This window comes from Bacillus haynesii, assembly GCF_014042035.1.
In the GTDB taxonomy this organism is placed as follows: Bacteria; Bacillota; Bacilli; order Bacillales; family Bacillaceae; genus Bacillus; species Bacillus haynesii.
Genome location: NZ_CP059494.1, coordinates 3968031 through 3991829, shown reverse-complemented (window position 1 = coordinate 3991829; position 23799 = coordinate 3968031). Strand labels below are relative to the sequence as shown.

Here is a 23799-nt window from a genome sequence, read left to right as displayed (position 1 = left end):
ATTCCGGCCCCTAAAAAAGGAGCCGGAATTTTTTATAAAAGCTTTTGACACCAATCAACGGCTTCAAGATAGCATTGATACGCTTCATCTTTTGTTAAGCCTTCTGTTTCTGGTGTGTTGTCTTCCCATTCGTTTCGTTCGATTGATTTTGCAAGCCGCAAGATTTTTCGGTAATCGTTTTCTTTGCCGAGCAACGCCTGGCCTACTTCGTCCGTCAGCGGCAGTTCGCTGATGACTTCTGTTAGTTCTTTGTGCAGCAATGTATCGATAAATGAAAACATACCTGTCAGCATATAAGAAGCCGGCTGAGGGCGGTTCGTTTTTTTCGCAAGCAATTCGCAAAGCTTCGCACGGATCAGCGAAATCTTGACGACTTCGTTCTTGCTGGAGTTTTGCTTTTTCGTTAAATCCTTAAATGAGAGGATGAAAATCCACCTCTTGATTTCTTTAAATCCGAGAAGCACGATAGCCTGGCGGATGCTTTTAATCTTTTGAATCGGCCGGTTGGCTGGAGAATTCAACAGCTTCAGCAGCTGGTAAGAAAGCGACAAATCGCGTTCTATAATATTTGTGACGTTCTCAATATCAGGCTGATCTTCGCTTAATTCATGCAGCAGCTCATAATAAGCATGGAAATGATATGTAATGTCCTGACCGTCAATCACAACGGGCTCGCTGAAGAAATAGCCTTGAAACAGATGAAATCCGTCTTTTGCAGCCTGCTCATAATCTTTTCGCGTCTCCACTTTTTCAGCGAGGAACGTCAGGCGGTGGTTCCGGCATGATCGTAGGATGCTCTGTCTTTCCTGCCGCGTCGTTTTGAAAAAATCGATCTTCAAAATATCAATGGATGCCAAAAGCTGATGGAGCAAGTCCCTCTCCACGCGATGCTTTAAACAAAAATCATCAAGGGCAATCGTGTAGCCGAGGCTTTTCAAATGCCTGCACCTTTCGATAAGCTCAGGGGTGATCGGCACATCTTCAAGGATTTCTACAACGAGCTGGTCCGGGTCAAAATACGTTGGAAGCCCTGATGTCAAAAGACCTTCGGTAAAATTCACGTAATACCTTTTGCCTTCTGTCAATTTGTCGATTCCAATGTTTAAAAAGCTGTTAATCATTAATTCTGTTGTCGCTTGATCACCGTCAATACCGGAAAAAAAGTTTTTCTCGCTTTCCCTGTATAAAAGCTCGTATGCGACAACTTGTTCTTTTCTGTTGAATATTGGCTGTCTGGCAACGAATACCCTCATTCTTCTTCCCCCTAGCGACTGAGGTGCCTTCGCTTTTAAGTATATCAAATAAATGAGCAAATCCCGGCTGCTATAAAAAAATTCACCCAAATATTGAACTTAATATTGAAAAACAGATAATCCCCGAAGAAATTATCTGTTTCAATCCCCAGTTATGTTAAAAACTATCGTTTACAGAGTCAACTTTGATCCAGACCTTTTTTCGCCTTGATTTTCGCTTCGTGAATTTGCTGCATCTTGTTGTTCCAGCAAGCTTCGCTTAAATCGACAGGATATTCTTCGGGCTTGCTGATCCGCTTGTACTCTTCCCACAGCAAACTAAGATTTTCTTGAACATACCGCTTAATATCCTGAATGCTCGGATTCTCATAAACAAGCTCGCCTTTTTCAAAGATCGGCTGGTGAAGATCTTTTGCATCAAAATTCGTCACAAACTTGCTGATAAACGTATGAACGGGGTGAAACATCTTCAGCCGCTCCTGTTCATTGACCTTCTCATAGTCCAAAGCGATATAATCACCTTCCGAATGATGGTTCAGCTGATTGATGATTCTGTACACCTTTTTCAAGCCTGGGGTCGTCACTTTTTCCGGATTCGAAGAGATTTTAATCGTGTCTGCCATCTTTCCGTCTTCTTCGATGGAAACGAGTTTGTAAACCGCGCCGAGAGCCGGCTGATCATAAGCGGTAATCAGCTTTGTGCCCACGCCCCAGACGTCGATTTTTGCTCCCTGGGCTTTCAGATTCATAATCGTATACTCATCAAGATCGCTTGATGCGACGACTTTTGTATCTGTAAATCCGGCTTCATCCAGCATGGCTCTCGCTTTCTTCGACAAATAGGCAAGGTCTCCGCTGTCCAGGCGGATTCCCGAAAATTCAATTTGATCACCGAATTCCTTCGCTACTTTGATTGCATTTGGAATGCCGGAACGCACCGTATCATATGTATCGACCAAAAAGACACATTTTTTATGAGTTTCCGCATATTTTTTAAATGCCGTGTATTCATCACGATAGGCTTGTACAAGCGCATGGGCGTGCGTACCTGATACTGGAATGTCAAACCGCTTGCCGGCGCGGACATTGCTTGTCGCGTCGAACCCGCCGATAATCGCGGCCCTTGCTCCCCACATCGCCGCGTCCATTTCATGCGCGCGCCTTGTTCCAAATTCGAGCGCCGTCTCTTCTCCGATCACACTTTTGATTCTCGCTGCTTTTGTCGCAATCAATGTTTGGTAATTCACAATGTTGAGCAGAGCCGTCTCAATGAGCTGCGCTTCAGCCAAAGGCGCTTCGATCCTCATGATCGGTTCGTTGCCAAACACGATTTCGCCTTCCTGCATGGAATAAAGCGAACCGGTGAATCTCATATCTTTTAAAAAGCTGAGAAAGTCATCTTTGAAGCCCAGCTCTTCTTTTAAATAAACTAAATCGCTTTCAGTAAATCTGAAATCCCGCAAAAATTCAATCGCTTTTTCAAGACCGGCAAAAACGGCAAAACCGCTGTCAAAAGGGAGCTTTCTGAAGAACAGTTCAAATACGGCTTTCTTTTGATCAATGCCGTCGCGCCAATACGTTTCCGCCATATTAATTTGATATAGGTCTGTGTGTAGTGCTAGACTGTCGTCTGTAAAACGGTGTTCCAACCTTCATTTCTCCTTCCTCAATCTGACACTGAGGCTCCCAGGGTGTTTGCAAAATGAGAAAGAGCCCAGTCGTGTCCGTCCGGGTTAAAGCTAGCCACTGCGTTTTGATGAATGACAAGATTAAACCCTTTATTATAAGCATCTACTGCGGTATGGAGCACGCATATATCTGTGCATACGCCAACGAGGTGCAGTTCTTTTATATCCCTTTCACGAAGCTTCAGCTCGAGGTTTGTCCCGGCAAAAGCAGAGTACCTTGTTTTTTCCATGTAATATATATTCTGATCATGTTCGTGTTTTCGATAAAGCGCTTCAAGCTTTCCGTATAAATCCTGTCCTGATGTACCTTTTATATTGTGTGGAGGAAACAAACGGGTTTCCGGATGACGCGTATCGCCGGTCTCGTGTGAATCGACTGCAAATACGATATAATCGCCGTGTTGAATAAACGTTTCCGCGAGACGCGTCACGGCATCTTCGATTTTCCGGCCCGGTTCTCCGCACGTCAGCTTTCCGTCAGCTGCGACAAAGTCATTCGTATAATCTATACATATAAGAGCTTTTTTCATTGCCGCCCTCCCCGCCTTTTGTATGATAGGTAACATTATAACTTATCTAAACGGACAAGTGAATGGCGAATCAATCGAATATGGCTGTCAAGCCGCGCCAGCAGCGGCTTTTTCTTTTTCAGAAAAAAACAAAAACCACGGGTTCGCACGCCCTGTGGAAGGCACGTGCGAAAACCCGTGCCTCATCTCTTGTTTAAAACCGACTGCTCAAAGATATCGTCCTGAACATAAATTGATTCTTTCTCTACGGCCTCACGCGCCGCGAGAACAAGTCCAAGGGGAGTATCCGATTGCTGATCGGACACGATCGAAAAAGGGACGCCTTGTTTATTGGACTCCTTGATGTAAGGAGATAAATGTGAATAGTCGATTTCACCGTTCAGCAATAATGTCGCATCCGCTTTTGAGCCAAGCGCTTCGATGACTTCGCGGTATGCCTGCGGACGCAAAACTTGTCCTTTCGTCAGTGCAATGATGACCCTTTCCCTCAGCGAGCCTAAAAACAGTCTGCGTTCATCCGGCTTCGTTTCGCGTGGTCCGTACATTCCCTGCTGTAAATATTGATCCATTGATTGGTCGCTCACGTCTTAGACCCTCCATTTTTATCCTGCTGGCAGCGTTTTTTTAAACTGCATTTTTTTATCAGTATGCCCATGAAAACAGCGGGCATGAGTCCGGGCTACATTTCGGTCACCCATTGTACGATCTTTTTGGACAGCTCCTCGGCCGCACCCGTTTCAGCCACTCTCGACAATGACCGGTCAAGCTTTTCGGCGAGTTCTGTTTTTTCTTCCTCATAGGAAATCAGCGCGCTCCACTCCAGTTGAGGCACAGCCACAAGTGTATGAAATTCCTTTTTATTTTCATGGAGGTAAACGTCTGTGATCATCTGATCCTTGTTCAAGATGTTTGCCTTCCTGATTTTCATCTTTGTCACCTGCCTTATCTATCTTTTTTCCCATTATACTATAAAAAAGAAACAGCCTCTTTAAAAGAGGCTGTCACATGTTCAATGACTGGGAACCGTCCATCACATCCGCATCTGTGAAGGACGTTTTATTGATATCGTTTTGAATCAAACCGTAGTCCCCTGTTTGAAATGCACCCGCTCCGCTTCCGGAAATATCCGTGCACTTCGGGGAAATCGCAAACACATCTCCAAAGAAGGCTGCGCTGTCATTAACGACTTGCCTGATAAAAATTGGTCCGACGATCGCCGGCATCTTCACACCTCCGCCATTCAATTTATTAGCATCATATGTGAAAATGGGCAAAACGTTCAGACTTCAGCATTTTCCGCCGTTTCTTTTTTATACCTTTGCCTTAAACGGACAAGGCGGACGATATTCAATGTAAAAGCCTTGAGCAGGGCATAAGCCGGAACGGCCAGGATCATGCCGAGAATGCCCCCGAAGCTTCCGGCGCCGATTAATAAAAGGATGATCGTCAGCGGATGCGTATTCAAGCGTCTGCCGATAATCAGCGGCGACAGCAGATTTCCGTCTGTCTGCTGAACGGCAACGACGATGATCAGCGCGATGAATGCTTTTGTCGGCGAGTCGAGAAATGCGATAATGACGGCCGGTGTCGCTCCAAGAAAAGGTCCGACATATGGAATAATATTCGTCACAGCAATGATCAAGCCGAGAATCAGCGCGTATTTCACACCGGCGATCCAAAAACCGATAAAGCACGCCGTTCCGACGAACAGACAAACGATAAGCTGTCCTTGAATGTAAGCCGCCAGCGTCTCGTACAAATCCTTGAAAATTTTCAGCCCTTCATTTTTGTACTTTTCAGGCAGGATCTTGACAGCCAGATTCGGAAAACGGTGGCCGTCCTTCAGCATATAAAACAGGATGAACGGCACGGTAACAGCCGTGAGCGCAATGTTGGTCACAACACCGAATACAGAAGACAGGCTCCCTGTAATATTCTCAGGCAGGCTCGTCAAATATTCGCCGATTGAGCTTTCGATTTTTGCAACCGATACGAAGTCCTGATTCATCATCCAGGTGAACCACTGCGAATTCGACATTTGCTTAATGAAAATCTGGATCTGTTTCACATAGGACGGGATGCTGTTAAACAGATCGGTAACCTGCTTTGTAAACACAGGACCGACAGCTGACAACACAAATCCGATGAATGCCACAAACACCAAATAGATCAGCAGAATGGACAGCGTTCTCGGCAGTTTTTTCTCAAGAAACCGCACGATCGGATTGAATATAAAATACAAGATTCCTGCAATTAAAATCGGAGTAAATAAAGTCGATGCAAATACAATGATCGGTTCGAACAGAAAAGACACTTTTGTCGACACATAAATAATAAGAAGAACCAATAAAATTTGCAGCGTCCAAAAATGGGTTTTTGATTTTAACAAGCTTTGTTTCCTCCCGGTTGTTTTCATTACTCTAAAAACTACTATTGACACCATCGTCTGTCAACTGTTTTTACATGGATCAATACGGACGGCGGGGAAAAGAGTTTCATTTCCTTTAAAAATCGTGAAAAAAAGCGGCGGTTCAGTCTGAGATGAAGATCCTCGATATCGGTATGTCGAAGGTTGGAATATATCCTCATATCGAATACCGGTTTCGGTCTTCACTGTAAATATTCCTCCCGTTTATGAAGATTTTCTAAATTTTTTCAGTCCGTTGGTATAAAGTTCACCTCAAGAAAATATGATGGAAACGCTTACAACAAAACCATGAGGTGAACAACGATGAAAAAACTGGTGCTGCTCATGCTTGTTTTGCTGCTCGTGTATCCGCATGTATCAAAAGCGGGAGGATTTAAAGGAGGAGGAGGCGATCCGGGCTACTGGTTCGTGGGAGACCCTGTTGAACATCCCGATCCCGCAAAACCGCCGATTGTATTTGTCCATGGATTAAACGGCTCTTCAAGCGCGTGGGTTGACGAAAATGACATGGCTGAACAGGCGTGGAAAAACGGATATAATGCGGCTTTTATCGATCTCCACCCCGATAAAGACATGCAGGATAACGGAGCGATGCTGGCCGCCAAACTGCGCGAAATCTACCAGCATTTCGGCCGCAAGGTCATTCTCGTTTCCTATAGCAAAGGCGGAATTGACAGTCAATCGGCGCTGATTCATCACAACGCATACCATTATGTCGAGCGCGTGATTACGCTCGGAACCCCTCATCACGGCTCACAGCTGGCAGACCTTGCCTACAGCAGCTGGGCAGGATGGCTCGCCGATATTTTAGGCCAGAAAAATGACGCCGTTTATTCACTCCAGACAGGGTTTATGAAATCGTTCCGCGACCAGACCGACAATCATCCCAATCGATCGAAAACTAAATATTTCACCCTGGCAGGCAATAAAATCGGCGGGTTCGGCAGCGTTTTGTTTTTTGGTGGCGTCTATTTAAACATGTTTGGCGAAAATGACGGAGCCGTCACCGAAAAAAATGCGAGACTCCCTTACGCCACAAACCTGGATACAGGAAAGTGGGACCACTTCTCGATTATTAAAGGAAACCTCACGTTTCCTGTATTTATGCCTTTATTGACGGCTCAGGCATATGCAAATGAAACTGCGTCCATCAAAGAAAACTTATCGTACCCTTTCATCAGAGGGGGAGAAAATCATGGATTGAGAGAAGAGGAGTTTGCTGTTGAAAAAGGTGTCAAGGAGATAACCGTTCACTGGCTGAGCAATCATTCCTCGGGAAATATCAAATTGACAGATCCACGCGGCAAGCCGTTCAAAGATTTTTCAATGGCAAAGACGGCGGATGTTTTTGAAGGGGGATTCGTCCATTCCGCTGCCATCAAAAATCCCGCAGCAGGCACATGGAAGATCGCATCATCCGTCAAACAAAAAGAGGCGTTTTTGTTCATTGTGACGTTCGATTCTCCTTTGAACCAGCAAATTAAAAACGCAGGCACCAGAGAAACGTCAAACCTTGCGAATGTAAAGGCGTCCGTCCGCTCGATCCGCTATGAAAACGGAAAACTAGCCGAGAAAAAGTCGCTGAAACCTGCTTCCATCAATGCGCTGCAAAACAGCCTGTCATTCAAAAAAGCGGGCATGTATTCGGTGACGATCGACCTTTCAGGAAAAACGGCAGACAACTCGCCGTTTAACAGGACGATCATCCGCTCTATTTATGTAAATGACAAAGGGGAGAAGTTTGAAAACAGCCCTTTGTCCGATTAAACCGTTCTTTTCATGGGAGATAAGGATTCATCGACCATGCGGTCAAGCTTCCTGACTTTCTCAAGCGCCAGCTTATAGTCAATTTTGCGGTAATGGTGGTTTCCGCCCGGCTCTTCGTCCAGCTCATCCGCTTTCTTGACGATTTGCTGCAGCTTGTTTTTATCAAGGTCCCCTTCTGGCAAATAGGAATCCGTATGAAGCAAAATCGCCAAAGCAATCTCTTTTGCCGCTTTCCGATCTTCGCCTAGGCGGATCAGAAGCTTGTGGGCGCGCTCGGCTCCCTTTATCGCGTGAATGTCATTTTGCTTGTATTTTTCATAATCCCATTCTCCGTCGGTATACCATTCATAATGACCGATATCGTGCAGCAAAGCCGCTTTTGTCGCAATATCGGGATCTACTCCAGCTCGAACCGCCAGGCGGTATGCGTGGTAAGCGCAGGCTACGGCATGAGCAACACCGGAACGTGTTAAATATTTTTGTGCGATTGGATGGGTGAATACATCCACTAATGTTACGTTTCTCATGTAAACCCCTCCTTTATATATTTTTAGAATCCTAACATATTTTCATGCAAATCTCAATTGATCTGACACATCATATTCAAAATTCCGCTATATGAGCTGGCGCAATGATAAAATAAAAACAAGCACAATCGATTTGATGTGCTTGTTTTTTTATTTTCACAAAAACTCTTTAATATCATACACTCTGCCGTTTTCAAAGTCGGTCTCAAGCAGGTCGAGCAGAACGCCGGCCACATAAGGCGTGCTTCTCAGCTTTCCTTCTGTTTGATAGGTTTTGAATCGTTCAATTGCATGAAAGTCTTTTTTCGATGATGAACGGATAACCTCTTGCATGCCGGTATCCATGATCCCCGGTGAGAAAGAAATCATCTTCACCGGATCAGACTCATCTTCCTGTTCAAAGCCGAATGTTTTCGTGAACATATCGAGCCCCGCTTTTGAACTGCAGTAGGCGGTCCATCCTTTATAAGGGTTTTTGGCCGCCCCTGATGATATATTGACAATCGATTTTTTGCCTTTGTATGGCTTGAGCCATTTGGTAAACAGCTGGCTGAGAATCACCGGCGCTAACAAATTCAAGTCATAATGCAGCCTCAGTTCTTCCAGTCCAGCTTCACCGGCGCGCTTGATCGGCGTCACCATTCCCGCATTGTTGATCAAGGTGATCGAATCAAAATCGCGGGCTTGGACAGATTCTGTGAATTGCCGAAACCACTTTTCTGTTTCGGCGAGCTGCGTTAGATCGGCCTCATGCTGGATCAGCCTGTCATGACTGATATCAGACTTGGTCCTTGAGACAGCATGAACAATATGGCCTTTTTGCAAAAGCCCTTCGGAAATCGCGGCGCCAAGCCCTTTTGACGCTCCGGTAACAATGGATAAATGCATACGGCGTCCCTCCTTATCCATTATTGTACTGATTCATCAGCCCGCTTCTCAAGTGCAGCGGTTTTCCGTGACCGCTTCCGCCAGAAACACCCCATTTGAAATCACCGGCAAGACAGCCGAATAAACGACAATCCAAAAGCCGTCTACACGGCAGCACCTTATAGAACCTCGGACTTTTCATTGCTGAGCGCTCCTATTTTTTCTGCTGGCCGCTGACTTTCGGAATCAAAAAGAACAGACCGGCGATGCAAAGGAGAATCAGCAGACCGTACAAGATGGGCAGGAAGATGGATTGCCGGCCTTCCGCAGAGTCATCTTCCCGTCCCGATAAGGACGGATTTGCCGAGAATGACAGGTCAAGCTGTTTCAGCTTTGACGCCACGGAATTGCTTTCATTCGTGAAGCTTCCGGACAGGCTTTTCAGCTTTTCGATGGCATCTTCTTTTTTCGAATCTGTAAACGAGAATTCCTTCAGTTCTTCTGGAATTGATATTTCTTCTTTGTATTCCGTCTCTTCTTCCTGAAGGTAGTCCGTCTCGATTTTAATATCCTGCTTTTCATACTCGTTTGGCTTGACATCGACTTTATCGGTTTCGTCCGCCTTCACGATTGGAGTGAAAAGAAAGAAGGAGAGCATGACTGCCATGATCCCCTTCTTTCCCCATTTCGCATTAAGCATCATGGTCAGTCTCGCTTTCTTCTGTTCTTGATTTTGCAAAATCGACAATAAAAGGAACAGCAATCGCGATGATCGTGATTAAAATTAATGCTCCGATTCCGAGTGCAAACTGGCTTCCAGTTCCGTACTGAATCGACATATATACGGTTGATACCGGATTGTTAAAGCTGAAGTTCGGCATCGCCAAGTCAAGCAGCGGCGCTACATAGAACAGCACCATGGCGGCTGTTGCGATTCCGCCTGCGATCGACCCCAGCATAAACGCCGTCCGGATAATGGCTGAACTTGCGACCAGCAGCAAGATCGTAAAGACCGACCACATGACGGCCTGATCATCTGCGAGTGAGTAAATGTTCAAACCGAACAGGCTGATCATCAGTCCGACAATGATATTCAAGATGCCGAACAGTGCACCTCTGACTAAGAGCGGAGCATTTTGATAATGGTGGCTGAAATATCCGATCAGCAAGCTGGAAAGCATCACAATCACGAGAATGACGACCGGCGGTACGTTTTGCGCTTTTGACTCTGGAACATCTCCGCTGATTTTCACCGGACTTGCCAAGTGATCGTATACATATCCGTCGTTTCCTCCGAACGCATTGCCGAGAATGCCGTACACGTCTCCTCGAATAAGCTTTGTCGTCGCGACATTTTGCCCCCAGTTTGAATTCAGGGTATCCGCTTTTTTCTGAACATCGTTTACACTTTCCTGAATATTGCCCGTGTACTCGATGACGCCTGATTGCGTTTCCGACAAGGAACCGAGCATGTTAGACAGCTGTAAAATGTCATTTCCAAGCGTATCCTGCATGCTGATAACCATCGTTCCATCTGTCGCGTCTCCCTGCATGACCGCTGTTCCGGCGCCTTCCGGATTGCGCAGCTGTTCAGATACGGCATTTGCTCTGTCTGAGATGTTGCTGAGCTCATTTAGCGTTTCTGTTTGCTTTTCATCAATGAATTCTCCGTAGGTTGTTACAAAATCGGACATGCCTTTTGTGTAATCTTGAATATCCTCATTTGATAAAAGCATGTTGTTTTTAAGGTTTTCCCATTTTTCCGCTTCGGTTTCACCGACTTTAAGGACTGTATTGAGGCCGGCTTGTGTCCCGGAAATGACGCTTTCCTTAGTTGAATAATTGACCGAACCGAAAAACGTTGTTTCATAATTTGATAGTAACTTATAGTAATTGAGCAGTTGATCGACATCTCTCGTACGAATGTTAGATTCAAAAGCTTTTTTTAAGTTGCTATCTTCTGGAAGATATTTTGATACTCTCGCTTCTATATTTTGAATTTTGTTATAGATAGCATCAAAATCATCTGTTCGTTTATTTTTAAGTTCTGTAATATCATCGTTTAGATCTTTTATTTCTATCTTTAAATCCTCAATGTTTTTATTTAGTTTTGTAATTTCTCCACTCAGGTTTTCAAGCTGTTTTTTCAACTCTTCATTATGAGTGTCCTGTTTTGCACGAAGATCTTCTTCCACCTTTTCAAGCCGGGCAGCAGCTTCATTTAGCTGCTCTTTTAATTTGGCAACCTCGTCATCCGATCCTTCTGAAGGCGAAGGCTGATCATTTCCAGGGTTCTGGGTATCTCCATCTTCACCTGTTGCTTGATCATTTGTCGGATCTTCAGGATTTGATGCGTCTTGCTGTCCGTTTTCTCCAGTATCGGCTGACGGTTCTTGATTCTGATCCGGTGTCGTATTTTCAGCAGCGGAATTTTCATTCTGATCAGGAGCCGGTTCTTCGGAAGTCGGATCTTCGCCCGGGTCCGGAGTTGGTTCCTTAGCTCCACCATCGTTATCAGAAGAATCTTTTAACCCGTCCGATAATTCTTTCAGTTCAGCCGCAATGCTCTTCAATTCATCTTGCTGTTCTTGAAGATTGATTTCTAGATTGTTCGGCTGTTCTTCATCATCTTGATTATTATCCTGATCATTTTTATCCTCATCACCCGGGTCCGTGCCGTTTTGCGAATCATCTTCAGAGCCTTTCGATAGATCAGAGCGTAATGCAATTAAGTCAGGATCAAGCTTACTCAAATTCGCTTTTCTTGTTTCAGCCTGATAATTATCTATCAACTTATTTTGGATAGAATTAATCCCATTCAGTTGGATTGAAATCTGATCCTCCCTCGTTTTTTGCAGGTTTTCAAGAGAGGTAGAAGTCAAGCTAAACTGGTTTTGTAAACCATTGAGCGATGTTGCCATGCCGTTCATTTGTTCGCTGAAGCGGCTTTGGGCGCTGGCTTGTTTATCTTTGATAGATGTCAGGCCGTCTTGAATTTGCTTTTCACTGTCCGCTTGTGCAGCCTGAAGCAGTTCCGACTGCTTTTCTTGATATTGTTTGTACTGATTGACGTTGTCGACGAAGCTGTCCAGTTGTTTTTTGGATTCTTCGACGCTTGCGTGGCGCTCTTTTGATGTGCCTTCTGTTTCATTGATCGACTCTTTCAGTCTGTCGATCATCTCTTTTTGTCTTTCTACTTCGCCCGCTAAATTGTTGGAGCTCGGCTTGTAAAAATTGTACATCGCGTTTTGGAACTCTGATTCTTTGTTTACGATGCTGTCAAACTCTTTTCTGACCTTTTTGACTCCCTGTTTGACAAAGCGCCAGTACAGGGAAGACATTTTTTTGCTCACCGTTTTTTGCGCGTCCTGAAGCTCGCGCTGGACTTTTTCCTTGTTGACGGCGTCGAGCTGGTCCTGAATTTTGAATTCCAGCTCTGCTTTTTGCGGACGCTCATGGTTGTAGCTTAAAATGTTTTGCGAAAAGTCCGACGGAATGTAGACAATCGCATCGTATTGCTTCTCCGCAAGTCCGCTTTCTGCTGCGCTCCGGTTGACGACCGTCCATTTATAGTCCGGACGGTCAACCAGGGAAGCCGAGATTTCGTTCCCCAGGAGCGCATCTTGATCAACGGTCCCGTCATCTTTCAAAATGCCGGTATCCTCATTGACGACTGCGATTTCCCTTGTCGCGTTCGATACCTTTTTCGTCGGGTTCTCACCGATGAAATGAAAGAACAAGACGGGCAGCAAGATGATCGTGACAATGGCGCTGATAATTTTCAGCGTGCTTTTTTGTTGTTCCGTCATTTCGCTTTCTTCCTTTCTACAGCACATAAAGGAATTTGAATTTTCCTCTCTTTGCCGTTTTCAACGATATAGCCAAAGCCCGGCAGAATTTCCGGCTCCTGGCGTTCATATGGGAGCTGAATCAAGTTCTGCTCGGATTTTTTCATCAATAGCATCGCGTGTCTGACCTGCTTGACTTCGCTTGTCAGGGAATCATAGCCTTTTGTGAACTCGCTGTGATTTCCGGCAGGTATAAAATGGAAACCTAAATGGGCGTAAGATTTCATGAACATCGCCATTTTGTCCTGAATCGATGCGTCGATTGTCTGCTGGAATCGTGAAATTCCGTCGACAATAAAGACCATCGGTGAAAAATCAAGGTTGGCGATTTCGCCTTGTTTAACAGCTTCCAAATACATCGCTTCTCTTGTCCGGCAAATTTCTTCCGTCTCAGCCAGCCAGAGCATAATGTCGTCTTTTGTTTCAAGATAGCTGATTTGATCCTCTGTCGCATATTGAGAAAGCCCTCTGTCTATCGAATCAAACACGGCAATTTTTTTCGTGTCATGATCAAGCAGGTGCTCGAGCATGATCTTGATGACGTTTGTTTTTCCGCGCTGTGTCTGACCCATGATGAGACAGTGCTTATTTTTCTCAAGGTTAAAGTATACGGGTTCGACTGATTCTTCATCGAGCCCCATTGGAATAAGGCCTCTTTCAGGCTGAAGCGGATAATCTCTCACAAACTGCGTGACGGAAAGCTCGAGCGGCAGCATCGGCACAGGCGCCGGCTTTCTCATGCCTTCCGAGCGTTCTGCGATCGCCTGAATGTCGGCTTTGATCCCTTCAAACAGCTCGATATCGTTGTCTGCTTCCACAGGCATAAACATTTGTGCGAAGTATTGGTTTTCTTTATTGATAATGACGCGTCCAGGGATCGGTTCAAGGCTGAATTCCGGCCTTCCGATAATCGAATATGCTTCAGACTGATCCATCAGATAGTGGACAACCCTCGTTTTCAGGTTGTTCAAGAGCGACTGTCTGATCGCATTGACCCTTGTCGCGGTCAGGATTAAATAAATTCCAAGCGACTGGCCGTCGCGTGAAAACTGGATAAATTCACTTTCGAGTTCATGCATTTCGTCTTTAATGATGTCAAAGTTGTCGACCGTTATGAAAATAAACGGCAGCTTTTCCTCATTCAGCGCATTGTACATCTTGATATGGCTGATTTCTTTTGCACGGAAGAGATTTTTGCGGTGCTCAATTTCCGCCTTGATCCGAACCATAAATTTCTCGATTTTTCTCGTTTGGTCCATCAGGAAATAATCCGCGGTATGCGGAAGCCTTGCAAGCGGAAGCAGCGTTCCGTTGCCAAAGTCGAAAATGTAGTAATGCAATTCTTCCGGCGTATACTGCTCGGCAAAGCTCATCATGAACGTCGTGGCAGTCAGGGATTTTCCGTAGCCTGACGAGCCGACGATGCCGATATTGCCGTCTTCCATCATGCGATAGCTGATCGGCTCCTGGCTTTGCTTTTCAGGTTCGTCGATATAGGCAAAGTTAAAGGCATCCGCTTCCTCCGACGGGTAGCGCGTTTTAGGTATGCGTTCTTCAAGCGGCGGCAGCCAAGGACTCGGAAGCTTCTCGATTCCCATTTCATCTTGAATCCGTTCAATTTGTTCGACGACGGCGGAAATTTCCGTCACGGCCTCTTTTTTCGCAGTATGATCGGCATCAACGTCTGACAAAGGAATTAATCCGGTGTCTGTAACGATCGCCACTTCATCCTCTGTGCCGTAGCCATCCTCCATGTAAGGGGCCCCGCTCCATGCAGACTGGAACAGTTCATACACCTCATTATTGCCGACTTGCAAATAACCGCGGCCCGTTACCGTGATGGTAGCCGCATCCCCGTTTTTAAGGATTTCTTTACTGTCATTCGCATCCTGCACCTTCAAGGCAACCTTGAATCTGGAGTTGCTCCAAATCTGGTCATCGATGATGCCGCCCGGCTTTTGCGTCGCCAAGATTAAGTGCACCCCGAGGCTTCGGCCGATCCTTGCCGCGCTGACAAGCTCGCGGATAAATTCCGGCTCTTCGCTTTTCAGCTCGGCAAATTCGTCTGAAATTAAGAAAAGGTGCGGCATCGCCGTTTTCGCTTTTTTCTGTTTGTAAAGCTTTGTATAGTCATTGATATGGTTGACTTTGTACTGATCAAAGAGCCGCTGCCTTTTCTTCAGCTCGCTCTTAATGGACGCAAGCGCCCGGTTGCTGAAGTTCTTGCTGCCTTCAATGTTAGTAATCGTTCCGAGCAAATGCGGAATGTTCCGGAACGGCTGCGCCATTCCGCCCCCTTTGTAGTCGATTAACAAAAATGCGACTTCATGCGGGTGGAAGTGAACTGCCAAAGACAAAATATAAGTCTGTAAAAATTCACTTTTACCCGAACCGGTCGTTCCGGCAAGCAGCCCGTGGGGGCCGTGCGCTTTTTCGTGAAGATTTAAATAAACTATATCGTCTTTTCCTTTATAGCCGATCGGCACGGCCAAAGATTTGGCTGATTCGCTTGTCATCCATTTTTGACCGATTCCGATGTCATCGACTTCCTTCACTTGGAACAGTTCGAGAAACGATACGGTATCAGGAATCGAATTCGTCATGCCAGTCTGGTGATCAAGCGTTCTCAGCGTCCGGGAAAACAGTTCGTTGTCTTCCCTGTTGTGGTGATCCAGCTGAAACGGGATCTGAACGGCTTTCTTTTGTTTGATCAGAATGTCGCCTTCTTGTTCAGTAATATAACGAACAAGGGTATGAATGTTTTCGGACAGGCTTTCTTTCGTCTCTGCCGCAACGATTGTCGACACTCCGAGGTTTTTCTGCTTGTCTTCCAAATATTCCAAAATGACGTGTTCTGCGATGAGCTGCTGATTTGTGATGATAAACACAAAGTGCGGCTTGTACAAAGTTTTCTTTTTGTTTTCATCTAAATCCCGTTCTCTCAAAATCTCATATATGCTTGAAAGGAGCTGATCTCTCGTCTGTTCGTTGTAAATAAACCCTTTCGCATAAATATGAGGCATCTGAAAATGCGGAAGCCACTTCATCCATTCCCATTCTTGATACTCGGCTTCGTCAAAAATGAAGACAAAGCGCAAATCATGATAGCTGTGGAAAAATGCGAGCTGGCCGACAAGCTGATGAATTTCATTTTTGACGACGGACAATTTTCCGACGACGCCCATCGGGCCTTCGGCGAGATTCACGGTGATCGGCGCATTTTTCAGCTCTCTGTAGACCTCTTCCATTTTTTGTGTTTGTTCAAGGAGATGGTCTGTATCACGATTGGCCAAATCTCCGCCGTTCAAATTGATTTGGTACGAAGAAGCAACGTTTCCCGTTCCAAGGCGGATTTGCAGAAAATCGGCGCTTTCAATCGATTTTTCCCAAATTCGTCCGCTGATCTCCTTTGTTAAATATTTCATCCTTTCAAATGTAGGAAAATGGAAATCAAGGACGAACTTTTGTCTTTCTGCTAGTTCATGCAGCTCTTTCTTTTTGTTTTCAAGGTAAAGGGTGTAGACCCGCTCTCTTTTTTCTTCTCTTTTTTTACGCTGATTTTTGTCGCGGAAGTACTGCACGGTTGACGTAATCAGCGTCATCATAAACATCGCAAGGGAGACGATGATAAAGATCCCCCGCGGCTGAATGAGCGCCACGATCCCCATGACGAGCAGCATGACGAGCGGAGGCAGAATCATCAGCCATAAGCCTCTGTTGTCTCCGTCGCTTTCCTGTGCCGGGAAGCTGAAGGATACTTTTTCGTCCGGCAGATCGTAAATCATTCTCGGCGGCCTGCGGTATTGCGGATATTTATTTTTTGTCTCGGAGCTCGGCTTGAGAATGTTCTCCAAAGACGTATCATACTGCCCGAACCCCTCGATTTCCAAGAGGTCATCTTCAACGATGCGAAGAATATTCAGTCCAAATGCGATTTCGTCTCCATTTTGCACGGATACCGAAGCGGACACTTCTTCTCCGTTCAAATAAATTTTGGCGCCATTCGGCAGGACATTCCATTGCCCGTCGAGGCGGATGAAGGAAAACGTACCTTTTTCTCCAAAGAATGAATCCGTTTCATTGAAATAAACATCCGCTTCTTGCTCGAGGGAAGAAATGACGACTTCCTGCCTCTCTCCCAAATAGTAGGCGGGAACGCTGTCGGATTCTTCGGCTAAAAAGAGCGTCAGCTGTTCAGCACCGCTTTGAACGGACGCCTTTCCGCCAAGCTTTAAAGAAGAGACAGCCTCCCCTCCCAGCTGCACGTTGAAAGCGTCTGAGTCCTTCTGCTTTTCCAGTACTACCGGGCCTTTTTCAAACGAAAAATGCTTGATCGTGACAGAATGTTTCAAATCCGGCCCGATTGTGAGCGTGCGGCTGTTCTGATCATCCAGTTTTATTTTTTGATAGTTTTTATGATAAAAAATCCATAACAGACTCATTTCTCCGCCTCCTGCCAACAACAGGTGTTTTCGCTTTTATTTATCATCTTTTTTCTTTTTGTCTTCCTTTTCTTTATTTTCTTTTTTCGCCTGCTCTTGCTCTGCCTTCTCCTTTTCAGCCTTTGCAGCCTCTACGTCCGCCTGGTTTTGCTCGGTGTTTGCCTGCTGGTTTTCTTCAGCTTTAGCCTTCTGTTCATCTGCTGTCCGCTTCAATTCTTCAAGTTCTTTTTCAAGCGGTTCCAGCTGTTTCTGCCTCTCATCACTGGACAATTTATCATCGGCTTTAATGTCATCTGTATATTTCATAAGTGCCAACATGATCTGTGCATTGTTTTCCAGCTTGCGAGCCGTCTCAAGCGCTTCTTTATTGTCGCCGCGTCCGATTTGAATCCAGTAAAGGAAGTTATTCGGATCGACTTGAAGCGTCAGGCTCTTCATAGCATCTTCCTGTAAATCCGCTTCCTTCAGTACATTGTCAACGATGATATACGAATAAGCCAGCTGATATTGAACAGAATCAGGCATCTCGCCGGCATCATATTTATCAAGCGTACTGATGACTTTGCTGTACTGTTTATTTAAGAAGTAGCGGTTGCTTTCGATAAACGCCTGCTGTTTCGGCTGTGCGAAGAATAATGAGTAGAAGGAAAATAAAACAGCCGGTATTAAGCATAAAATAAGTCCTAACCCTATGTACCTTTGAATCTTCCATTTCTTCTTCGGAAGATGAACAAGCGTTTTTTCTTCGGCATCCAGTTCATCGATCCTTCTTTGAATGACGGCTTTCAAGTCGCCGTACGTCCCGCTTGTGATGATGTCTTTTACCTGATCTGAAAACTTGATGGTTTCGCTGTATTTTAAATACTCTTCAAAAGTAAATTGTCCGTCGACAGCAAGCGCAGCTGCGGCTTTCACTTCATTGAAAAGTCTTTCTTCGTCGTGTTCATATGGCGGAATGCTTTCTTTCACTCCATAATGTAAAAATTTGGGTGTTAATCCTTTATCAAAAACGATGTTTTCAGGCGCAGCGATCAGGTGCAGCCTTTTAATTGAATGTTCTTCAACGGCTTTCACGAGCTGGTACGCAAAAAGCCATTTGCTTTTTTTATTTTTTCCTTTTATATAACGAAATTCTTTATATTCGGAAGGAGGCTGAATCAAAATTTGGACTTCATCATCGGTCATGACGGTTTCTTTATTAAAGGAAGGATCGACTTCTTTAATGACGTTTGCTTCCAAGCCGTTCACAAGATTGATCTTTTCTCTTTGAAAACGAAAGATATATGCACCGTCTTCTTTCGTCATGACGGCCTCTAATTGGTCTTCGAGATACGTTTTCTTTTTCTCTGCCATTCATCCAGATCCTTTCATAATATTTCCAGGCGGTCACCTGTCGTAATTCCGCATTGCGATAATGTATATTCGCCTGAAAAAACGGCATCTTTATTTGTCACCCTTACCCAGTAGCCTTCCCGGGGAGGTACCGGTATGCTTTTGGCTTGCCACGCGATGTCGATTACCTTTTTAACAGAATGGTAATCCGACAGCCTGAGGTCAAAGGCGCTGCCGTCGTAATGTTTTAAATCGATGGTAATGTCAACATACACCAGTTCATCACCTCTCAATAGAAAAAGCGCCGTCATCTTCTTTTGAATTAGGCGCTTCTCTCATTCTTCTAATCTGTAAATTAGCCGCGGATTTGGCTAGCGATGTCTTGGTCAGTGCTTTCAAGAGTGTTAGCAGTCTGATGAAGCTGTTTAGAAACGTCGCTTAGAAGTTCAGCCATTTTAATAAAAGAAGGTCTTAGCTCTTGGTATTGCTCTGAGAACGCACGGCTTGATTCACCTTCCCACATATCTTGAAGCTGGTTGATCATTTGATCAAGGCGCTGATTGACCTGCTCAGTCACATCTCCGCTTTCTTTTTGATATCTGTCAGCCATTTGCCGCAGTTCAGCCGGCGTAACACGAATGATTCCTGACATATTCCTTATACCTCCTGCGCTATTCGCCCTAGATATGGGCTAAATAACTTATTTTTTTGAACGCTTTTATTATAAAAACAAGATTGAGGCACAGTCAAACAAATCTGTTGTTATTTTACAAAATGAGTCTAAAGGTTTATCATTCCTCTATTTCCACCCGGCAAAAATTATAGAAATCTAGTAAAAATATCTCAATTTTCTTCTTTCGGAACATTTGAATCAAATGACATGGTTACATATACCTATTTGAACCTGAAGCGTTTCCATAGGATAAAGGAAGGATTGCATAAGCGCAAAAAAGCCCGCCTCTAAGAGAGGCAGACTTGTCTCGATCAGCCCGCTTTCAAGCCGGCTGACTTTTGTTTTTCCTTATTATAGTGGTGCAAAAAGAAATCGTCAGTTTCCGCCCGAATGACTTTCCATAAGAGCACAAGGGCGATCAAGTTCGGGATCATCATTAATGCGTTCGCCATGTCGGCAAAAGCCCATACAGTATTCAGACTTGCGACTGCACCGTAATATGCAGCAATGACATAAACGACCCGGTAAACCGGCACCCATTTTAAACCAACTAAATATTCCAGACATTTTTCTCCATATACATACCAACCAACAATAGTGGAGTAGCCAAAGAAAATCACCGAAAAGGTCACGATGTATTTGCCCGTGGCTCCCAGTGAAGAAGCAAACGCTGCGTTTGTCAGCGCGCCGGCGTCAAGCGATGTATCGTGGGCAACACCAGAAAGCAGACCGCCTGAAGGATCCCAGAATCCCGTGATAATGAGGACGAGCCCCGTCATTGTACAAACGATCAATGTGACGATGAAAGTTCCCGTCATCGCAACCAAAGCGGCCTTGACGGGGTGATCGGATTTCGCGTTTCCTGCGATCAAAGCAGCGGTACCAAGACCCGCTTCATTTGAAAAGATTCCTTTCGACATTCCATTTCTGATCGCCTCAGACACGACCACACCGGTAAAGCCCCCAGCGGCTGACACCGGGTTGAAGGCGTGATAAAAAATCAGCTGGAACGCCGGAATGATTTGATCATAATGAAGGAAAATAATGATTAGTGATCCGCTGATATAAAGAATTGCCATGACCGGCACAAAAATGCTCGCAACCGTGCTGACACGCTGAAAACCGCCAAAGATGATCGCAGCCGTCAATACCGCGAGCACAAGGCCGATGATCCAGCCGGGAATCCCGAAGCTGTGTGTGACGACTTCCGAAATCGTGTTAGACTGGACGGAATCCCCGATTCCAAAAGAGGCAAGCACACCTGACAATGCAAATAAAACGGCAAGCGGCTTCCACTTCTTCCCGAGCCCTTTTTCGACATAGTACATCGGCCCGCCCGAATATTCGCCCCGCTCATTTTTGACGCGGTATTTCGTGGCGAGCAATGCTTCGCTGTATTTCGTAGCCATCCCTAAAAGACCGACGAGCCACATCCAAAACAAAGCCCCCGGACCTCCAACCGTAATCGCCGTGGCTACACCGGCAATATTCCCGTTTCCGATCGTTCCGGCAAGCGTCGTCATCAGCGCCTTAAAATTGCTGACATCGCCGTCTGCTCCGGCTGATTCTTTTTCTTTCCCGAATGCAAGTTTGAATGCATATATCAATCTTTTAAATTGAAGCCCCCGGAGGATGAACGTCAGAAATAAACCGGTTCCCACAAGCAGAATGATGCCCGGGACTCCCCATAAAAAGCCGTTGATTTTCTCTAGAATCGCCAATGTTTCCTACTCCTCTTATTTCAGAATAATTAAATTAGGTGTAATAGATCGCCGTGTTTATGAAAAATAATAAATCACCAGCGACTTTTTTGTTGATTTTAACAAACAACTATATTCATAATAAAAGTAAGATGGGTATATGTCAAAATTTTTTCATGCAAACATAAAAGTAGGGGTTTTTTTATGAACAATCGAAACAATCCTTTTAAATATCAATATGACCGTTTAGAAGATGTGGCAGATCATATCAGCGAGGTGCTGGACTGTCCGATTACGATAGAAGACATCAACCACCGCCTCCTAGCTTACAGCACCCACAGCGACTACACGGACCCGGCAAGAACGTCAACGATCATCGGAAGGCGCGTGCCGGAGAAGGTCATCAACAAACTGTGGAAGGATGGAACGATTCCCGCCTTGATGAAAACCGACGAACCGATCAGGGTCGAGCAAATCGATGAGGTCGGCCTGTCGAGCCGCGTGGCGATTTCAATCTGGAAAAACAGCGAGGTCATCGGTTTTATCTGGGCGCTGGAAAGCCAAAAAACGCTGTCGGAAGACGAGCTTCATCTTTTGAAGCTGGCCGCGGATTCCGTCAAAAACAAGCTGTTGCCCTATCAAGTCCGAAAAAGAAAAAATGAACAGCGCAGCCAGGAATTTTTCTGGAAGCTTTTGACCGGACATATTTCGGAAGATCAGGAGATCTCTGACGGCTTTCATCAGCTTGGTATCGGAGTTCCGTCAACTTATTCGGTCATCATCATCCGGCTGAAAGACGAAATCGAGGAAAAAACCGAAAAACAGCTCCATTACTTGCTGGAGACGACACAGCAGGTGCAAATCCTTCTGGCTACAATCGACTATAATGAACTGATTGTCCTCGCTTCGCCGAAAACGGGGCAAAAGGGGCAGCCATTCAATGATTTAAAGCAATTTGCCGCGAATATACAAAAGCAGCTTGAAGAGCGCTATAAACTGAATAACTGCACGATTGCGATCGGTGGAATGTACAGCTTGATCACCCTTGTACACCAGTCTTATCAAGAAGCGCTCTCGGCGCTGAAGGTCAAGGAGCGTTTTCCCGATGAAACAAGGCATCTCGTCAGCTTTTCAGAGCTCGGCATCTATCAGTATCTCGACGTGCTCAGCGAAAAACGGAAACACGCCAGCTATCCAAACTATTCTTTAATGCAGCTTGAAGCATATGATAAAGAGCACCACTCCAATCTTGTCGAGACGCTTGAACAGTTCATCGAATGCGACAGCAACGTCAACACCGCCGCCAAAAAGCTGAACATTCACGTCAACACGCTGAACTACAGGCTGAAGCGCATCAGTAAAATCGCCGAAATCGATTTAAAAAACATCAATGAAAAATTTACGATTTATCTTGAAATTAAGCTTCGCAACATGCATTTGTGAAATTCCACAAATGCATGTTTTTTTATTTTCTGATTCAAACAAAGAAAATTCTAAAAAGTCAGTATAAACTAAAACAACAGCGTTTTTACAGAAAAAGGAGGAATGACGGGATGATTATCGGCGTACCGAAAGAAATCAAAAACAATGAAAACCGTGTTGCATTGACTCCCGGTGCGGCTTCTCAATTGATTGCGGCCGGACACCGCGTCATCGTTGAAAAAGACGCGGGGACTGGAAGCGGGTTTGAAAACGAAGATTACGTCTCAGTGGGAGCGGAGATCTCAGAACAGGCGAAAGCCGTCTGGGAAGCGGCTGATATGGTGATGAAAGTCAAAGAGCCGCTCCCTGAAGAATATCCGTATTTTAGAGAAGGTCTCATTTTGTTCACCTATCTGCACCTGGCCGCAGAGCCTTCCTTAGCTGAAGCATTAAAGCAAAAAGGCGTGACAGCCATCGCCTATGAAACGGTCAGCGACGGCCGTTCCCTTCCTTTGCTGACGCCGATGTCAGAGGTAGCCGGGCGGATGGCCGCCCAAATCGGCGCGCAGTTCCTTGAGAAGCCGAAAGGCGGAAAAGGCATACTATTGGCCGGTGTACCCGGAGTCGCGCGCGGGAAAGTGACGATCATCGGCGGAGGCGTTGTCGGCACAAATGCGGCAAAAATCGCGGTGGGACTCGGAGCCGATGTGACGATGATCGATTTAAGCGCAGAACGTCTGCGCCAGCTTGATGATCAATTCGGCAACCAAATCAAAACATTGATGTCCAATCCGGTCAACATCACCGATGCCGTAGCTGAAGCTGATCTCCTCATCTGCGCGGTTCTGATCCCGGGTGCCAAAGCGCCGACTTTAGTGACGGAAGAGATGGTCAAACAGATGAAACCGGGCTCTGTGATCGTTGACGTCGCAATCGATCAAGGCGGCATCGTCGAGACGGTGGATCACATCACAACCCACGACAATCCGACATATGTCAAACACGGAATCGTCCATTACGCCGTCGCCAACATGCCGGGCGCCGTTCCGCGGACATCTACAGTTGCGCTGACAAATGTAACGGTTCCGTATGCGCTTGAAATCGCAAACAAGGGCGCGGAAAAAGCGATTCTTGAAAACCATTCGTTAAAAGCCGGCGTAAACACAGCAAACGGCCATATCACTTATGAAGCCGTAGCAAGGGACTTAAACTATGATTACGTTCCGGCAGAGCTTGCGATCGAAAATTCGTCGTCAGCCGCCGGCGCATAGCATCAAAAAGATAGAGCCTCGGAAAATATCTCCGAGACTCTGTCTTTTCCT

Annotated in this window: 20 protein-coding genes; 3 read left to right on the top strand and 17 right to left on the bottom strand. The window is 45.5% G+C overall.

From position 1 onward, the window contains the following. Positions 1–32: 32 nt before the first annotated feature. From H2R00_RS19745 to H2R00_RS19715, 7 genes are all read right to left on the bottom strand, one after another. The gene (locus H2R00_RS19745) at positions 33–1253 is read right to left on the bottom strand and encodes an EAL and HDOD domain-containing protein (protein ID WP_182070139.1); all 1221 of its coding nucleotides are present in this window, start codon (positions 1251–1253) and stop codon (positions 33–35) included. Positions 1254–1432: 179 nt separating this feature from the next. Beyond that, the gene (locus tag H2R00_RS19740; RefSeq protein WP_244958341.1) at positions 1433–2842 is read right to left on the bottom strand and encodes a nicotinate phosphoribosyltransferase; all 1410 of its coding nucleotides are present in this window, start codon (positions 2840–2842) and stop codon (positions 1433–1435) included. A gap of 77 nt (positions 2843–2919) precedes the next feature. Further along, entirely contained in the window at positions 2920–3471 is a 552-nt protein-coding gene (locus H2R00_RS19735; protein WP_182070137.1) for a cysteine hydrolase family protein, read from the bottom strand. Between the two features lie 182 nt (positions 3472–3653). Continuing rightward, positions 3654–4055 (bottom strand): YueI family protein, encoded by a 402-nt coding sequence (locus H2R00_RS19730; protein WP_182070136.1) that lies wholly within the window; start codon positions 4053–4055, stop codon positions 3654–3656. Positions 4056–4150: 95 nt separating this feature from the next. Further along, complete coding sequence (locus H2R00_RS19725) at positions 4151–4399, bottom strand: YueH family protein (protein WP_154999181.1); 249 nt, start codon at positions 4397–4399, stop codon at positions 4151–4153. Between the two features lie 73 nt (positions 4400–4472). After that, positions 4473–4694 (bottom strand): spore germination protein, encoded by a 222-nt coding sequence (locus tag H2R00_RS19720; protein ID WP_154999180.1) that lies wholly within the window; start codon positions 4692–4694, stop codon positions 4473–4475. A gap of 56 nt (positions 4695–4750) precedes the next feature. Continuing rightward, a complete protein-coding gene (locus H2R00_RS19715; RefSeq protein ID WP_154999179.1) occupies positions 4751–5860 on the bottom strand; it encodes an AI-2E family transporter in 1110 nt (369 codons plus the stop codon). Between the two features lie 342 nt (positions 5861–6202). On the opposite strand from H2R00_RS19715, the gene H2R00_RS19710 reads away from it, so the two are divergent. Beyond that, positions 6203–7666, top strand: coding sequence for an esterase/lipase family protein (locus H2R00_RS19710; protein ID WP_182070135.1), 1464 nt, complete (start codon positions 6203–6205; stop codon positions 7664–7666). Here H2R00_RS19710 and H2R00_RS19705 read toward each other — a convergent pair. The 10 genes from H2R00_RS19705 to H2R00_RS19660 all read right to left on the bottom strand — a co-directional run bounded on the left by H2R00_RS19705 (position 7663) and on the right by H2R00_RS19660 (position 21076). Next, positions 7663–8193 carry an HD domain-containing protein gene (locus tag H2R00_RS19705; RefSeq protein WP_154999175.1) on the bottom strand — a complete coding sequence of 177 codons (531 nt, stop codon included), beginning with the start codon at positions 8191–8193 and terminating at the stop codon, positions 7663–7665. The two genes, H2R00_RS19710 and H2R00_RS19705, sit on opposite strands and share 4 nt — an antisense overlap. A gap of 156 nt (positions 8194–8349) precedes the next feature. Then, the gene (locus H2R00_RS19700) at positions 8350–9081 is read right to left on the bottom strand and encodes a (S)-benzoin forming benzil reductase (RefSeq protein WP_182070134.1); all 732 of its coding nucleotides are present in this window, start codon (positions 9079–9081) and stop codon (positions 8350–8352) included. A 13-nt stretch (positions 9082–9094) separates the two neighbouring features. After that, entirely contained in the window at positions 9095–9262 is a 168-nt protein-coding gene (locus H2R00_RS19695; protein ID WP_182070133.1) for a hypothetical protein, read from the bottom strand. Between the two features lie 12 nt (positions 9263–9274). Then, entirely contained in the window at positions 9275–9763 is a 489-nt protein-coding gene (essA, locus tag H2R00_RS19690) for a type VII secretion protein EssA (protein WP_154999173.1), read from the bottom strand. Beyond that, a complete protein-coding gene (esaA, locus tag H2R00_RS19685; protein WP_182070132.1) occupies positions 9753–12869 on the bottom strand; it encodes a type VII secretion protein EsaA in 3117 nt (1038 codons plus the stop codon). The genes essA and esaA overlap by 11 nt, the downstream gene beginning before the upstream one ends. After that, positions 12866–17350 (bottom strand): type VII secretion protein EssC, encoded by a 4485-nt coding sequence (gene essC / locus H2R00_RS19680; RefSeq protein WP_182070131.1) that lies wholly within the window; start codon positions 17348–17350, stop codon positions 12866–12868. Before essC ends, esaA begins: the two co-directional genes overlap by 4 nt. Positions 17351–17386: 36 nt before the next feature. Beyond that, positions 17387–18703 carry a type VII secretion protein EssB gene (gene essB, locus H2R00_RS19675; RefSeq protein ID WP_154999170.1) on the bottom strand — a complete coding sequence of 439 codons (1317 nt, stop codon included), beginning with the start codon at positions 18701–18703 and terminating at the stop codon, positions 17387–17389. A 14-nt stretch (positions 18704–18717) separates the two neighbouring features. Further along, entirely contained in the window at positions 18718–18957 is a 240-nt protein-coding gene (yukD, locus tag H2R00_RS19670; protein WP_020452810.1) for an ESX secretion system protein YukD, read from the bottom strand. Between the two features lie 80 nt (positions 18958–19037). Then, positions 19038–19334 carry a WXG100 family type VII secretion target gene (locus tag H2R00_RS19665; protein WP_003184900.1) on the bottom strand — a complete coding sequence of 99 codons (297 nt, stop codon included), beginning with the start codon at positions 19332–19334 and terminating at the stop codon, positions 19038–19040. A gap of 332 nt (positions 19335–19666) precedes the next feature. After that, positions 19667–21076, bottom strand: coding sequence for an alanine/glycine:cation symporter family protein (locus H2R00_RS19660; protein WP_154999169.1), 1410 nt, complete (start codon positions 21074–21076; stop codon positions 19667–19669). Between the two features lie 183 nt (positions 21077–21259). Here H2R00_RS19660 and H2R00_RS19655 point away from each other — a divergent pair, with 183 nt between their 5' ends. Beyond that, positions 21260–22498, top strand: a complete 1239-nt coding sequence (locus H2R00_RS19655; protein ID WP_154999168.1) for a sporulation transcriptional activator AdeR — start codon at positions 21260–21262, stop codon at positions 22496–22498. Positions 22499–22608: 110 nt separating this feature from the next. Then, positions 22609–23748: an alanine dehydrogenase gene (ald, locus tag H2R00_RS19650; RefSeq protein WP_182070130.1), complete on the top strand. Its 1140-nt coding sequence runs from the start codon at positions 22609–22611 to the stop codon at positions 23746–23748. Positions 23749–23799: the final 51 nt, after the last annotated feature.